Here is a 15,348-nt window from a genome sequence, read left to right as displayed (position 1 = left end):
CTCCTAGTCTCTCTATACGCTAATTATTTATGCTTTCGAGCTCATTCTCTGTAATCCTGCTTTTCGGCTCTCAATGCCTGATTAATTTCCAAGGGTTCCTCATATAAAGGTTTTTTAATACGGATGTCGAAGTATTGTAGGTCAATAAGCCAAAGGTGGTTTTTCTTTTGTTGTTAAAACGTCTTGATGTCCCTCGTGCAGTGATCGTCTTAATCGTTGGTGGTTTCATCCAGTCGGTCGGTAATTCTTTAATGTGGCCTTTAAACAGCCTCTTTATGCATACAGTCTTGGGCCGCACTCTGACAGAAGCGGGCACTCTTCTGGCTCTTCAGTCCGCAGTATCCCTCCTTGGCCAATTTATGAGTGGCTTTTTAGCCGATCGTTTTGGACCCAAGCGAGTTATGATCTTCGGCCTGGTTAGTGCAACTCTTTCTGTTGGGGCTATCGGCATCTTTCCTGTCTGGAGCGTCTATGTCCCTAGCTTTATCCTCTTTGGCTTAGCTCAAGCCTTTATCTTCGTTCCACTTTACGCGCTAATTCATGCAGTTTGGCCGGAGGGCGGGCGACGAGGCTTTAATCTTCTTTATGTTTTCAATAACGCAGGAGTAGCCGTCGGCACGGCTGTAGGAGGATTGATCGCCCAAGTTTCATTCCGCCTCATCTTTTCTCTCAATGCCGCAGCCTTTTTAATCTATTTGCTGATTGTGTTTATAGGGGTTTCCGAAAGAACAGCACCCATCCATTTGATTCCACCCAAAGAGCAAACCGAGCGACTGACCAAAGACAAAGGATTCAAGGTACTTCTGGCTTTAGGCGGTGGAATATTCTGCACCTGGGGTGCTTATATTCAGCTCGTTACGATTTTGCCCGTTGTAATGAACCAACTTGGTTTCTCTCTCTTTTCATACAGTGTCCTTTGGACAGTAAATGGCGTCTTTATCGTAGCCTTACAGCCCCTTCTCAATTGGGTGATCCACACCTGGACACAATCGTTTAAACGGCAATTTTACCTGGCCACTGCTCTCTTAACCATTGGATTTGTCATTTTGCTTGGGAAATTTCCGTATATATCCTATATCATTGCTATGCTCATCCTAACCCTTGGCGAAATGCTTATTTTGCCAGCGGTTCCTGCAGCTGCCGCTCAACTCGCCCCCTTAGGAAAAAAGGGCGCTTATCAAGGCATTATCGGAGGTGCTTCATCCGGTGGCCGAATGGTTGGGCCTTTATTAGGTGGTATGATGTATGATTTTGGTGGAGGATCAGGCGTGTGGGGACTTGCAATCGTTTTTATGGGAGCATCGTTAGTGATGTTCTTTATCTATGGAAAAGTCGTTCGAGGCTTTCCTGTGCTTCAACAAACAGAGCAACCAGATATGACTTAAAAAGATAAAAGTAACCCAAACTAAACGATATCAAATTCAGACAATGGAAAGGAATTTAAAAATATGTCTCATCCTACAGCTCCGTATCTTTTTTGCCCACTATGTGGCAAACCACTCCAAAAATCGATCATTGCTGACCAACTTCGAAGCAGATGTTCAGAATGCTCCTATGTTAACTGGGGGAATTTTTCTCTCGGTGTGGGGGGGGTTCTGTGGCACAACGGCAAAGTTCTTCTTGTCCAACGCGCCCATAATCCCGGAAAAGGAATGTGGACGATTCCTGGCGGCTATGTGGACCAAGAAGAATCAATCTGGGAAGCTGTCATCCGTGAAATTCAGGAAGAAACCGGAATTATAGCTAAACCACTCTCTATCATCGGCTTGCGCGATCGACCTGTCGAAAGACATGACACTTATATTATTTTTCTTATGCAATTTCTAGGTGGAAGCTTACAAGCCCAGCCAGAGGAGGTCAGTGATCTGGGCTTTTTTACTTTAGAAGAATGTCGTGCTCTTCCCATACCCTCACTAACTTTGAGTGCACTCGAAGCCTCTCACTCCGTATCTCAAGGGCTCATAATCAATTCCGATGTCAAACTTTCGGATACCTTTTCAACGCTCTATCAAATTCGCTAGTTAGCAGGAGATTCAAGTTTCTTTTATCCTCCAGCTGAAAGGAAACGTAGGCGAAAAGCATTGTATATTTGCTGCCAGTCCTCCTCATTCACTCGAAAAGTTACTAATGTTGCCGGGATTTGTATTAACCGTAAACTACAGGTCCACTCGTCGCTCAGTTTTACTTCCCAGTTCGGCCCCAAATAAGTTCCCTGTCCAACGTACTTTCCACCAATCGCCAGAAAATACTCTTCCAAGTCTCTGTGGGGCATTCCTCTCATTTCAAGGGAATGCTCTGCTATTGCCATAATCGTCTTGCCTCTTCCAACGAATTATTAACTTGGCCTATGTATTCATCACCTTTAGCTGATTAATTAGCTTTTTTGCGTTCGTCCACTAAATGCCTTATTGCTGCAATCGGGTGGGCAAAAAGCATTTTCGGACCTGAATATCGCATTACCTCGATGATTCTTTGGCGCTTTTCCGGTTTATAACAATGCACTGTGCATTTGCCGCAGGTCGGTTTACTTTCTCCAAACTTACAATGGGTAAGGCGGGTCATGGCATAATCCGATAGTTCTTGGCACTCTGGACACAATCCACTTTTCCAGTGGTGATGATTTTTGCAATATAGCCTAAGCATCATTTGCACGGTCGCTTTTTCGCGCTCTAACCTATTTGACATTTTTGGCTCAACTCCATTCCACCCAGTCCCAATATATTTTGGCCTAACGCATTGTTATTTATTAATCAGGGCATTCTAGCGGTGACACTTTTAAAGGGGGTAAATTAAATGGCGAAGAAAACGAACAACAAGTCGCGTAAGCCAGATAACACAGAGAAAATTCCCCTTCCTTATGACGCCGATAAAATTGGGAAAGACGTAGGAAAAGACCGGGTATAAACCCGGTTCTTTTCTTTTTAAAATCATTATGTACATCGACACTTACTAGTTCAGCCTTCTCGCTCTAATAGATCTTGCACATTTTTTACTTTTTGGTATGCCCTTTTAAGATAGACCTGAGGGGACTCTTCACGTTCCTCGGCCATTGGATAAGCTTCCAGCGTCAAAACCCCTCGATAACCCGTCGGAAAGCGTTGAGCCACCATAGCCCAATCAATAATACCATGACCAGGAAGCCAATGTCGGTCTGCTAGCCCGTCATTGTCCGACAAATGAGTCGTCACCAGCCTGTCTCCGAAATTTACGAGTAGACTGAAGTCCTGCTTGTCCGATAAAAAATGATGTGAGCTGTCATAACAAAAGCCTAAATAGTTCGATCGAATTTTAGAGAGTAGATAGGGAACATTATCACTTCTCCGAGTGTTTTCGATGGCGATAATTACCCCAAGCTCTTCGGCAACCTTGACGAGTTCTAGCATACTTTTCAGGCCATAACCGTTGGGCGCTGAATGGTTGACCTCTTCAGTCAAATGCATGACCATCATCGGTATATGATAGTTTGCACAATCATAAAGCCATCGGGTATGTCTCTGAAGAAATTCGAATCTTACGGACTCGTGCTCTGACCATAACTCATTAGAGTTATTATAAGGTACATGTAAATTTTCTAAGACTAAACCCGTATCCCTAACTAACTGAGGCATACTTTCCTTCTTGATCTGCCATGGTGTGTCTTCGTCTTCCCACCATATTGAGGTCGCTGTAAATCCAGCCTCTTTGATTAACCTGAGTCGTTCTTGAAAAGGAAGTACAAAACCAAACCACGAAAATATCCCCAGGGGGTATTGATGTCGCATTTCATTACCTCCCTATGTTCCGGCTTTTAGATGAATAAATTGAGAAACTCTTTAGGAATATCCGTCTCATAGCGTACTTCTTCACCCGTTATCGGATGCCTAAAGGCCAGCACCCGAGCGTGAAGCCCTAAACGACCGATCGGTTGCTTGGTCGACCCATACTTTTTATCTCCAATGACACTGTGCCCTATATCTTGCATGTGAACACGGATTTGATTCTTACGCCCAGTTTCAAGTTTCACTTCCAATAGCGAATAATGTTTATTTTTCTTAAGTACCTTGTAGTGCGTCACAGCTTTTTGACCGTCGTTAGGGGTCCGACTGGAGTACATTTTAAAGGATTTGCTTTCGGTCAGCCATGAGGTGATTGTTCCTTGCTCTCGAGTTACGAAACCTTCTACAACCACTACGTAATTTCTCTCTAAAACAGTTTCCTTCCAAGAATTTTGCAATAATTGCTGTATTTTCTCGCTTTTTGCAAACATCATAACCCCAGAAGTTTCCCTATCCAAACGATGTAAAACAAAGATCTTGTTTTTAGGATCCCTCTTTTTTACATGCTCACTTAAAATACTATAGGCTGTCTGTTCTTTTTCAGTAGCAGTAGCGACCGAAAGCAGCCCAGCCTGTTTTTCGATGATTATAATATAGGAATCCTCAAATACTATATTTAGCCCTTGAGGTTGCTTTTCTACTAACACTTTTGTCCAATTCACAACAACTTCTTGGCCTATCTCTAGAGGATGATTATATTGAGTAATGACTTCATTATCTACCGAAATCTGACGATGGGCCAGAAGGGACTTAACCTCGTTACGGCTTTTACTGGGAATCTCGACAAGTAAAAACTTCATCAACTCGGCTGGTTCGGTTACTTTGAGGCAGGTTCGTTTCTCCTTTCCTGGCTTGCTTCCTAATTTGCTACTTGGTACATTCATAACTACTTACCCCTTATCCTTACCTATGTTTCAGCTGTGATCTCCATGAGATACTAGCTCCTCTGCCATCTTAGATATTTCACCAAGTGACTTTGTCAGACTAACAACATCCATGGCTTGATTCTCACTTACCATCGCCAGCTGCTTAATATGCTCTATCAAACTACTAACCGTATCATTGACCTCCGTTATGTCCTCGGATATGGCTAAAGCAGACTGTTTGGCGCCCTCAGATAACTTTCGAACTTCATCGGCAACCACTGCGAAACCTCGGCCTTTGTCACCGGCCCTAGCCGCTTCGATTGACGCATTCAAGCCGAGAATACTGGTTTGCGCAGATATTCTACGAATATCCTGAGATATGCCATTTATTTTTTCTAGTCCAGCCTTAGCAACAGAAGTGCCACTCTCCATAGTTCTAGCCGTGGCTGCCAGTTCCTCACTTGAAGCAGAAAGCTCCTCAGATGCAGTATGACTACTTTTTACGAGTTCTGATAAATCTATACCAACCTTCTTCAATTCGTCATACCGTTGATCAGATATCACCACCGTCATAGCGCCCTGCAAGACACCATTCATCCACAGTGGATTAGCAATGGCTATATACGAAATGCCAAACTGTGATTTGCTGATCGGCACACGTATCACCAATCTCCTCTTTTCTCTCACACACTGCATAGTGACTAATTTCTCGTACTTGGAAGTAGACTCATCATTCGTTATTTTCAGATTCAGATTCTCATGGTTAATAGCAACGATTACTTTATCAAGACTAAAGACAAGCACAGTAATATCCTCATCGTAGAAATCCTTCATAAATGGCGCAATTTCTACTGCTTGTTCTAGATTCATTGCTTACCCCCTCCTCATATAGCACGGTTGTAAAACCTCTACGTGCTTTGTACTGAAACGTTTAATTGGTTGGTTGATTCTACTTTCTTTTCCCCAGCCTATGCCGATTAAGAAGAATACATACTAATCTACCTGAATATCTCAAATTAATCCCAATATTACCAGTAACCATGAATCAGGTCAATAAACTTCTCATCCTGAGCTAACCTTTTAATTCATGTCCGCTCATTCCAGCTTTATAACCTTTAATAAATAACTTGTAATAATCTTCTATGATCTGTGAAGTTTCAATCTCTTCATTCATCTTTAAAATCTCAATCGCAGTTTCTATTGTACACAGATTTCCTTCTGCAGCTCCTCTTCTCAAATCATAGCTTGATGCGTAGTTGGGCTCAATGGAGACAATGGGTAAGCCCATTAGAAAGTCACTCTTGCGAAATATCTTTCTAGCTTCCTTCCATGTCCCATCTAAAATTATGAAGGCCGGAATATTACCCGTTGGTTGAAAAGCCACTTTTCTATTTGCTAATTCCTCATCTTCCACTGGAAATAATACAAAAACGCTATATTTTTCTCTACTAATGTTTTTAATTAATTGCTCAGGACTCTTTGTTCGTTCCCAGAGAAAGATTTCAGTTGACTCCGGATTGATTAACTTTAATAGCCTTGCTGTATTGGAAGGCCTATAAAACTCTCTTTCACTCGATAGAATCCAGAACTTTGCCTGAGTCCTTACTTCTGACAATTTATTACAAAGACAATTAATTATCGGTAATCCACATTGATTGCAACTTTCATATAAACTAGTAATCCGTTTTACCTTATAACGTTTATCCATTCTTATCCCCTTAGATAACTACTAAACGACACTAAGCCATTTCTAACCTAACCTTGCTTCCAGCTCCGCCCGCCTCAGCGGGGGTGACCAGCAAACGACGTGCAAGACGATTTTTGAGTTCCGGAACGTGGCTTATAATTCCGATCGTTAGATTCTGCAGGTGAAGTTTCTCGAGCGTGTTCATCACTGTTTCGAGAAGATTGGCATCCAGTGTTCCGAACCCTTCGTCTAGGAAGAAAAACTCGAGCGGTGATTCTCCGCGAAGTTGGATTTGAGTAGACAAGGCTAGCGCAAGTGCTAAAGCAGTGAGGAAGGTTTCTCCGCCTGATAAACTACTCACCGGTCGACGTACTCCGCCATTGGCATCGTCACGCATGATGAACCCGCCCTCTGCATCTACCTCCAAGGCATAACGTTGGTTTGTTAATTGTTTTAAACGTTCTGAGGCATCTAGGGATACGTTGGTTAACTGTTCTTGAGCGATAAACTCGACAAAGGCATTCCCTTTAAAAACGGATTGCAAGTCTTTTAGTAAACTCCGACGGTGGCTTAATGCTTGTCTTTCACTTTCCAGACGCATCCATTCTTCATGCTCCACTTTCAACTTTTCTAATCTCTGTTGAGTCGCACCACGTCTCTCAATCGCTTCAGTACACGCCTTTTCCACTTCCCTAAGCCGAATTGGCCAAGCAAGCCATTCCTCTGGACGGAGGCTTCGTCCCTTAAGTTGCTCTTCAATGTCTTTCCGTCTCTGCTTAAGCATCAAAACGTCTTGCCGATAAACCAAGATTGTCTGATCCATTTTTAGCCGTTCAGCATCGTCACATAAAGCACTTTGGGCTGCTGTCACAGTTATGAATTGTGCCGTTTTTAGGCCCTGTTCCAGTTTGTCCCGGGCCTCCTCATACCCTTCTCTGGATAGTTCTAAAGTTTTATAGCTGACTGCTTGAGTCTGCTCCGCCTGATTCCATACCTCTTTAGCTAGTTCATAGGCCTTCTTCAGTTTTTCTTCAGCCCCAGTTACAAGAGCCAATTCATGCTTAACATGCTGAATCATTTCTAAAGCTGGCTTCCCTTCAGTTAAAGAATCACATTTGCTCTTCAGCTCTGCCATCTCACGAGCCGCTTCACTTCCGACCGTCTTTAAGTTCTGAAGCTCAAGCTCTAAATCTGTTTTCTCTAAAATTAGCTGTTGCTGCACCTCATCCGATTTCTTTAATCCCTGTTCTAGCTCAACTAATTCCTGATTTAAGGACCTCATAGCCTGATCCCAGGTGGCGTATTTTCTTTGTAACAACAATATATCCGCTAGAGCAATACTCCCACGCAAAGCGTCTAAACGATCTTTCCGCTGAGCCTGTTCCTCAAGCAATGACTTTAATCGATGATAGATTTCTTTCCCGACGCCCTCTGTGGAAGCAATTTGGGCTTGAACGGTATGTTGCTTCTTTTCTACTTCAGCTAACTTTTGCTGAGCATCCTCCAACTGACGACTCAATTGCTCTTGCATCGTTTTCCATTGATTCAAGGCGAGCCTATCGTTAGTCAACGCAGATTCCTGTTCAACTCGTTGGACATTTAAGGCTTGAATATTTTTGTTGCGGTCAGATTCCGGTAATTCCTGGCGATAGTTAACAATTGCTCGTTTCTTTGATTTAATGATCTCTAATTGGTTTCGTTCAAGTTCTTGCTTAGAAGATAGTTGAGCCTTGGCCACGGCCAGAGCGGTCGCCCCAGCTACCCGTTTGCCCTCCAAGCTCTGCAGTTCTCTAGAGGCCAACTCTAACTCAGTTCGCACTTTAGATAACATCTCGTCATCCAAACTCTGAGCAGGCTTGGGGTGATGAGCAGAACCACAGACCGGACAAGGTTCTCCCTGAACTAAATTTCCGACGAGTAGCCCAGCCAGATTTTCTTGTTCTAACCCCTTCAGCTCAGCAGTTTTTTTCTCAACAATAGTTACGCCTTCATGAACTGCAGCTGAAATATCGGCCTGTTCCTTTTCACAGTTTTCCACGCTCTCTTGTGATTTCTGACAATCCACTAAGATCATTTGCCAGCGTTCTTGCTCCTCAATCCCTTCCCGCTCACCCCGCTCGATATTGGCGATTATATGCCGGTAACGCTCCAGTTCTTGAGCCCGATCACTAAGTATTTCCTCTCTAAGTGGTGGACCCTGTTGCCCATTAGTAAGTGCCTTTTTCAGCTGCTCCACAAACTTTTGCGCGATTTGGACCTCAGCCACGGAGCTCTGTAATTTTAATTGCCGATCTTTCATTTCAGATGTGTTCTTCTCCAAGTCCCTTTGCAAGCTGTCCACTTGTTTAGAAACAATCTCGTACGCTTCTAAAGCTTGGGCCGAGGCATTAACCCGATTTCGCTGCACAGGGTCTACTGAGATTTGAGCTAGGTGGTCCTTCACATCTTGCTGTTGTTTTTGGGTTTCAGCCTTTTTAGCTATCTGGACTTGGATCTTATGATCCAGGTCCTTTCGAGTTCGATCAAGCTTACCATATTGGAGACGTGTCTCAGTTAACCGTTCATGGCGCGCCTGGATATCGTCTTCTAAGCCTTTGGCCTGCTGAAGTTGTTCCAACCTCCGCAGACAGCGCGGCTCGACCTCTAATCGTTTAAGGTTACCCTCAGACCATTTCCCTTCCGCGACTTCCTTAGCGAGCCTAGCCTCCTTAAGTTTAGCCTCCTCGTCTTCGACCTGACCTTTAGCCCTTTTAAATCGTTCTTCGGAGAGCCTGATTTCTTCTAGGATCGGACGAATCGATTCCGCACGCTCAGCAAGGCTTAAGCGTTCTGCGATCTCATCTATCATGGGCTGTTCGGCTGTCCGGTGAACCTCTTTTTCCCTTATCTGCTGTAACTGTTCTTGAAGGCCCCATATTTCCTTAGCTTCATCGTACTGTTGTTTCAAATTTGATAATTCTTGAGCAATGCTGGATGAGTTGGCAATCGCCACTTGCAGGTTCGCTTCAGCTTCTTTAAGCCGCTCTGCCGAAGCATCCCCCAAACCCTGTTGCCGTTGCTCTACACCGTTCAGGTTAAATTCTGCACTTCCTAGTTGTTCTGACAGTCGAGCTGAGAGTTCTTTACCGTAGGCTTCGAGCGAAAACAAGCGCTCCAACATCTGTCGCCGCTCCTTAGGCTTTATGGTTAGAAACTCCGCAAATTTCCCCTGCGGAAGAACAACCGCCCGGGTAAAATCATCCACCGAAAGTCCTAACAATTCCTCCATTTTCTTCGTCATCTCTTCGGCCTTGGAGGCCAAAACCGTTTCCACGCCCGCGGCTATTTCTACCAAACGACAGGTTGAAGCTTTTACTGTCCGCTCTCCGGAGCGCCGATAAGCTCGTTCTGCCCGGTAGATTTTCCGTTGGCTTCCTGAAGCTAAGGAAAAACTGTATTCCACAGTGAGCTGATCTTCCGCATGGTTAAGAATCCCGTGCGTATTGTTGGTCGCCCGTTCGACTGTACCGTATAACGCGAGCGTAATAGCGTCAAGAAGCGTGGACTTTCCGCTTCCAGTGGAACCAAAAATCCCGAACACACCCGTTTCGCACAGTTTCGCAAAATCAATCTCCTGAACATCTCTAAAGCTGTTTAAGCCAGCTACTCTTAAGCGAATCGGCCTCATGCCGTCTCAGCCTCCTTGCGCCCAACCGCTCGTTGAGGTTCAGTGTTAGGATCCCCAAGTTTGGCTGAGCCGCTTTCTTCATAGTTCCCACGGTTGTTGTCCGGGTCAATCAGAGCTAAAAACAAAGCCACTAATTCCTGATCTGGTTCAGCCCCGCCGGTTCTTTCTTGGTAAAACTTGCAAAAGAGCTCATCAATCGGCAACTTTGAGCGAGCCTCCGCGACGATCTGTTCCATTTCCGGAAAAACGGGACGAATATTAATGAGACGTTCTCGTTGCCGACGTAAGGTATGGATGTCTTGGGAATTAAGAGCTCCCTTCACAAAGACCTCTAAATCAATCCAAGCGTTGAAATCCTTCCCCTCATCTATCCAGCGCTGTACTTGAGCTAACCCCTCTTTGGCCTGCCACCTGACTAGTGGGAAGCCAGCACTTAGGAAGATCTCCCGGGTAATCACTGGTTGACCAGGAAAAGCCTCGATAAAGATCACAGATTTGGCATACCCTGTTTCTGAAAAGCTATATGCGAGTGGAGAACCAGAATATCGGGTCGGAACCGATGCCCCTTTGACAGCCTGAGCACGGTGTAAATGACCTAGAGCAACATACTGAGCACCGAAGGGCATTGCCTCAAACTCAACAGTTGGTGCGCTTCCCAATTGAATCGGCCGCTCGGACTCAGACTCCATTCCTCCCCGCACAAAGAGATGACTCAACCCTAGGTTAACCGCATCCGGCCGAAAGTTTTGGCTGAACGTAGCAAATAATTGCTGTACCCGCTTTGAGTATTCCTGGCGGAGAATTTCCTCATCTAAACTCTCGCTTAATACCTCATTAAGACGCGACTCGGAAGGATAGGGAAGCATTGCAATAATTGCAGAGTCTGGGCAACTGGGAATATGTAACTCTACCCACCCTTGGCCTGCTGCAACCCTGACGACTTTTCCCTGATTCGGCTGAGCCCAGAGACTTGGCCTCAATACTTCTTTCGGGAGGCCGTATAACGTGATCCCATTCCTAACTGCAAGTGGACTTGCCGCACAAAGTCGTTCTGGGTTATCGTGATTGCCTGCAATGGCCACTACAGCCCGCCTTCCTTCATCGGACAACCGGTTCAAAGCCTCATAAAAAAGCTCTTCGGCGATGGCAGGAGGATTTACGGTATCAAAGACATCCCCGGCAATCAAGACAAGATCCACCGCTTCATCCTCCACGATCGTACAAAGTTCATCAATAAACTTTACTTGCTCTTCAATTCGACTACGCCCCTCAAGCATCCGCCCAAGGTGCCAATCTGATGTATGTATAATCCGCAAGGATAACTCAGCCCCTTTCACGCACTCTCTTCTAATCTCTCATTATAGAGCATGTCTTAGACAAATAGCTGTAGGTATCACTAGAAATATTTACTAACGGGTGTATGACCCATTTCTCAGACAATTCAGGGCAAATGGAAAAGGCTGCTGATCATAAAATCACAAAGAACCACTATGTTGGACTCCTCAGTATGTATTGAGAAATGAGCATAAGGGGCTGTCTCTTTATAGAAATGTGAATTCTATAAAGAGACAGCCCCTCCCCATCTTGGGCCAGGAAGGTAATTCCACTCAGCATGACAGTCATCAAGTCCAGAAATATCGCCGCTTCAATTTTCTCATTATTCAGAGGATTTCGGCCTTTTATGTAGAATTTAAGTGTAATGGGTAGCAACGAAAGGAGTCTGTAGGCTTATTAGAAAGCCGTCAAATGAAAAATGCGCGTCATTCTGTGTTAATTGTTGATGATAATTCAGGTATTCGTAAACTTTTACAGGAGGTGCTCTCTAACGAGGGTTATTATGTAGCAACAGCTGCCTCCGGACAAGAAGCCCTAATGCAAGTTCAACGAGAATTGCCAGATCTGGTTCTGTTGGACTTGAAAATGCCTCGAATTAACGGCTTTGAGTTAAAGCAGAAATTGAAGGAGATTGACAAAAACATACGTATTATCATTGTGTCTGGATATGCAGAACAGGAATTGGTTAAAGACATAATCAAACAAAACGCCGATTATGTCTTATCTAAACCTTTTGATTTGGAAGAGCTACAGAATGTTGTTGCTAAGTTATTGAATTCAAAACAAACTACGAGGCCAACGGTTGAATAGCATCTACACTTTAGATTTCTCCTTCCTCGTAAACTACTTGGCTGTATAAAATATCCAACAATAATTTGTATCAGCGTAAGCATGTTTTTAAAGTTGTTCGGTTAAATTAACAACAGGTTCCATAATCAAGGGAGGGTTATCGATGGACAAATTAGATAAAATACACGATACCCAGGAAAAAGCCGAACAAAACAAGAAGCACCAAGGTAAAGGTAATACCAGCAAAAAGTTACCTAATAAACAACACAGTACTAATAAATAGCCTTCACTGAACCATGATCTTCGATCATGGTTTTTTTATTTAAAAGTGTGGTTACCTAACATCGAGCTTTTATGGATTAGCATTCTTCTCCATTACAATATCAACTTCTCTATAAACCTTGGCAATAGGAATATTTTTTTCTCTGGCTATCTTTTTGCAGTCTTCATACTCTGCTTTATATTTGAATAGATCTCCTTCATAATAAGAACTTTTTATTGTTATATCACCATACTTGGTTTTTACCGTTGAGAATTTTCTATTCAGCATAATTTTTTCAACTTTAAATTTTCTGATACCAATGGAAGTTGTTTCTCTAAAAATGACTTCCATAACTTCTTTTTCCTTCGTTTTATTAACCAAAATGCTTAGCTTTATGGCGGGTCTTCCTTTTTTCATAATTATAGGTGTCTTATATACGTCTAAGGCCCCTATTTCAAAAAGACGTTCTTCTAAATAACTATAAAATTCTGGATTCATGTCGTCTATATTTGTTTCAAGAATGTATTGCTCATCAATTTCTGCATGATTTTCTGTCTTCCCTAAATACACTCTTAAAACGTTCGGGATTTCTAGCTCCCTACTTCCCAATCCATATCCAATCTTTTCTATCGAAAAATCTATCTTATCCGTAAATTCTTCCACGTTTGCCGCTAAAATAACTGCGCCAGTGGGCGTGGTGGTCTCAAAGGATACAAGCCCTGTTTTAATGGGAATGCCTTTTAAAACTTCAACTGTTGCTGGAGCTGGAACCGGTATAATGCCATGCGCACACTTTACAAAACCGCCTCCCACCTGAACAGGGGAAGCTATAATTTTATCCACTTTTAGATAATCTAGAGCGATGGCTGACCCTACAATATCGACAATCGAGTCTATAGCACCAACCTCATGAAAATGTACTTCATCAATTGACTTCCCATGAACTTTAGCCTCAGCTATCGCTATTCGCAGGAACATTTTCAAGCTCGACTCTTTCACTACATCATTCAGGCTACTTCCATTGATTATATTTTCAATATCCTTCAGCGTCCTATGGACGTGAACATGATGCTCATGTTCATCGTGACTATGCTCTTGATGCCCAAGGATAACATCCACTTTCGTTCCAGTGATACCCTTTTTGGTATCTTTCTTAATTTTTATTTCATACTCTGAATCCAACTGGAGCCTGGAAAGCTCTTTAATTAAATATTCTCCATCGACACCCAGATCTACCAGTGCCCCTAAATTCATATCTCCGCTAATTCCGCTAAAACAATCATAATATAAGATTTTCATTTTATCTCTCTCCATGCTTCTTTAATTCGGTAATGACCATTAAAATTAATCATTTTTAATGGATTTCCCTTCAATAAACTATGATAATCCCTCCATTTAGACCAATACTACCACTTCCAGTTCACTCTAAGTCAATAAGAATGAATAATTATTGAGCATTTCCCTCTATACTTGCTTCTTGAAATTCACTGGATGTGTATTAACTACTCTGGACGAATCGACCATACTTTCTTGGAGATTTCTTCAGGGTCAACGGTTATCCGGGCTACCCCACTGTCCATGGCAGCTTGAGCGACCGCAGCGGCGACAGTCGGAGCAACACGAGGATCAAATGCCTTGGGAATGACATAATTTGCATTTCGCTCCTCGTCACTAATCAAGCTCGCAATCGCATAAGCTGCAGCGATTTTCATTTCTTCATTGATTTGAGAAGCACGCACATCTAGAGCACCACGGAAAATACCCGGAAAGGCTGACACGTTATTGACTTGATTTGGGAAATCTGAACGTCCAGTACCTACCACTTTCGCTCCAGCTTCTTTAGCTAGTTCAGGCATAATTTCTGGCACAGGGTTCGCCATAGCAAAGATAATCGGGTCTTTGGCCATAACTTTGACCATCTCAGGAGTCACCATATTGGCTGCAGAAACACCGATGAAGACATCTGCACCAACTAAGGCGTCTGCGAGAGAACCAACCAGCCCCTGAGGATTAGTAATATTAGCAATTTCATTTTTCGATTTGTTCATGCCTACAGGTCGTCCAGTATAGATCGCGCCCTTGGTATCACACATAATCACGTCTTTAACCCCCATACTCATAAGCAATTTGATAATCGCCACTCCAGCCGCGCCTGCGCCGTTGGTAACAACACGAATACTATCTATGGATTTTTCAACAACTTTGAGAGCGTTGATCATTCCGGCCATAACGACGATGGCTGTTCCGTGTTGGTCATCATGGAAAACCGGAATGTTCATTTCCTTCTTCAGGCGTTCTTCAATCTCGAAGCATGCCGGTGCACTTATGTCTTCTAAGTTAATTCCGCCAAAAGTAGGTTCCAAAAGCTTTACTGTCTCAATTACCTTTTCTATATCTTCGGTGTCTAAGCAAATTGGGAAGGCATCAACTCCGGCAAATGTCTTGAAAAGCACAGATTTTCCTTCCATGACAGGCATAGAGGCAAGCGCGCCGATGTTTCCAAGACCAAGAACAGCTGTACCATTTGAAACTATGGCCACAAAGTTACCTTTATTCGTATAGGCATAGGCTAATTCTTTATCCTTATGAATATCCAAGCAAGGTTCAGCCACTCCAGGAGAGTAAGCCAAGGATAAATCCCGGCTATTACGCACTGGAACTTTGCAACTGACTGCTAGTTTGCCTATATTATCCCGGTGAAAAGCTAAAGCATCGTCTCTTAGTGTTCCCATATAATCTAAATCTCCTTTTAGCATCTTATTCTTTTACTTACTTCCGTCCAAATTTACGAACAGTCTAGGGCTTAGTATTATACCAAGCCCTTTGACATTATGCTATTGTGCAATTCCCGGAGCTAACGATCTAGGGCAAAACTCCCCATTGGCAACGTATTTTACGCCTACCCCTTTCTGGAATTTACTTTGAAA

General features: G+C 43.4%; 14 protein-coding genes. 4 read left to right on the top strand and 10 right to left on the bottom strand.

Annotated features, from left to right (window positions below):
- The first annotated feature begins 167 nt into the window (after window positions 1-167).
- Together DOT_RS14070 and DOT_RS14065 are read left to right on the top strand one after the other, a co-directional pair.
- A complete protein-coding gene (locus DOT_RS14070) occupies window positions 168-1,385 on the top strand; it encodes an MFS transporter (protein WP_009619910.1) in 1,218 nt (405 codons plus the stop codon).
- Window positions 1,386-1,448: 63 nt separating this feature from the next.
- Window positions 1,449-2,021 carry an NUDIX domain-containing protein gene (locus DOT_RS14065; RefSeq protein WP_009619908.1) on the top strand — a complete coding sequence of 191 codons (573 nt, stop codon included), beginning with the start codon at window positions 1,449-1,451 and terminating at the stop codon, window positions 2,019-2,021.
- Window positions 2,022-2,044: 23 nt separating this feature from the next.
- Here DOT_RS14065 and DOT_RS14060 read toward each other — a convergent pair whose 3' ends face one another.
- The 8 genes from DOT_RS14060 to sbcD all read right to left on the bottom strand — a co-directional run bounded on the left by DOT_RS14060 (window position 2,045) and on the right by sbcD (window position 11,351).
- Window positions 2,045-2,308, bottom strand: a complete 264-nt coding sequence (locus DOT_RS14060; protein ID WP_009619906.1) for a hypothetical protein — start codon at window positions 2,306-2,308, stop codon at window positions 2,045-2,047.
- Window positions 2,309-2,370: 62 nt separating this feature from the next.
- The gene (locus DOT_RS14055) at window positions 2,371-2,685 is read right to left on the bottom strand and encodes a nitrous oxide-stimulated promoter family protein (RefSeq protein ID WP_040412237.1); all 315 of its coding nucleotides are present in this window, start codon (window positions 2,683-2,685) and stop codon (window positions 2,371-2,373) included.
- Window positions 2,686-2,954: 269 nt separating this feature from the next.
- Window positions 2,955-3,761, bottom strand: a complete 807-nt coding sequence (locus tag DOT_RS14050) for a sugar phosphate isomerase/epimerase family protein (RefSeq protein ID WP_009619902.1) — start codon at window positions 3,759-3,761, stop codon at window positions 2,955-2,957.
- Between the two features lie 26 nt (window positions 3,762-3,787).
- Window positions 3,788-4,699: an RluA family pseudouridine synthase gene (locus DOT_RS14045; protein ID WP_009619900.1), complete on the bottom strand. Its 912-nt coding sequence runs from the start codon at window positions 4,697-4,699 to the stop codon at window positions 3,788-3,790.
- 30 nt (window positions 4,700-4,729) lie between these two features.
- Window positions 4,730-5,551, bottom strand: coding sequence for a methyl-accepting chemotaxis protein (locus tag DOT_RS32410; protein ID WP_009619898.1), 822 nt, complete (start codon window positions 5,549-5,551; stop codon window positions 4,730-4,732).
- A 202-nt stretch (window positions 5,552-5,753) separates the two neighbouring features.
- Window positions 5,754-6,389: a DTW domain-containing protein gene (locus tag DOT_RS14035; protein ID WP_009619895.1), complete on the bottom strand. Its 636-nt coding sequence runs from the start codon at window positions 6,387-6,389 to the stop codon at window positions 5,754-5,756.
- Window positions 6,390-6,420: 31 nt separating this feature from the next.
- Entirely contained in the window at window positions 6,421-10,035 is a 3,615-nt protein-coding gene (locus tag DOT_RS14030; RefSeq protein WP_009619893.1) for an AAA family ATPase, read from the bottom strand.
- Window positions 10,032-11,351: an exonuclease subunit SbcD gene (gene sbcD, locus DOT_RS14025; RefSeq protein ID WP_040412242.1), complete on the bottom strand. Its 1,320-nt coding sequence runs from the start codon at window positions 11,349-11,351 to the stop codon at window positions 10,032-10,034. Before sbcD ends, DOT_RS14030 begins: the two co-directional genes overlap by 4 nt.
- Before the next feature lie 430 nt (window positions 11,352-11,781).
- On the opposite strand from sbcD, the gene DOT_RS14020 reads away from it, so the two are divergent.
- Both DOT_RS14020 and DOT_RS14015 read left to right on the top strand, forming a co-directional pair.
- Window positions 11,782-12,180 carry a response regulator gene (locus tag DOT_RS14020; RefSeq protein ID WP_009619889.1) on the top strand — a complete coding sequence of 133 codons (399 nt, stop codon included), beginning with the start codon at window positions 11,782-11,784 and terminating at the stop codon, window positions 12,178-12,180.
- A 142-nt stretch (window positions 12,181-12,322) separates the two neighbouring features.
- Complete coding sequence (locus DOT_RS14015; RefSeq protein ID WP_009619887.1) at window positions 12,323-12,442, top strand: DUF4023 domain-containing protein; 120 nt, start codon at window positions 12,323-12,325, stop codon at window positions 12,440-12,442.
- A gap of 69 nt (window positions 12,443-12,511) precedes the next feature.
- On the opposite strand, the gene larC is transcribed toward DOT_RS14015, so the two are convergent.
- A complete protein-coding gene (larC, locus tag DOT_RS14010; RefSeq protein ID WP_009619885.1) occupies window positions 12,512-13,720 on the bottom strand; it encodes a nickel pincer cofactor biosynthesis protein LarC in 1,209 nt (402 codons plus the stop codon).
- Window positions 13,721-13,923: 203 nt separating this feature from the next.
- Window positions 13,924-15,153 carry a malic enzyme-like NAD(P)-binding protein gene (locus DOT_RS14005; RefSeq protein ID WP_009619883.1) on the bottom strand — a complete coding sequence of 410 codons (1,230 nt, stop codon included), beginning with the start codon at window positions 15,151-15,153 and terminating at the stop codon, window positions 13,924-13,926.
- Between the last annotated feature and the right edge of the window lie 195 nt (window positions 15,154-15,348).

This window comes from Desulfosporosinus sp. OT (assembly GCF_000224515.1).
Classification (GTDB): Bacteria; Bacillota; Desulfitobacteriia; order Desulfitobacteriales; family Desulfitobacteriaceae; genus Desulfosporosinus.
The sequence above is the reverse complement of the archived record's forward strand: the minus strand, read 5'-3'. Positions and strand labels throughout refer to the sequence as shown.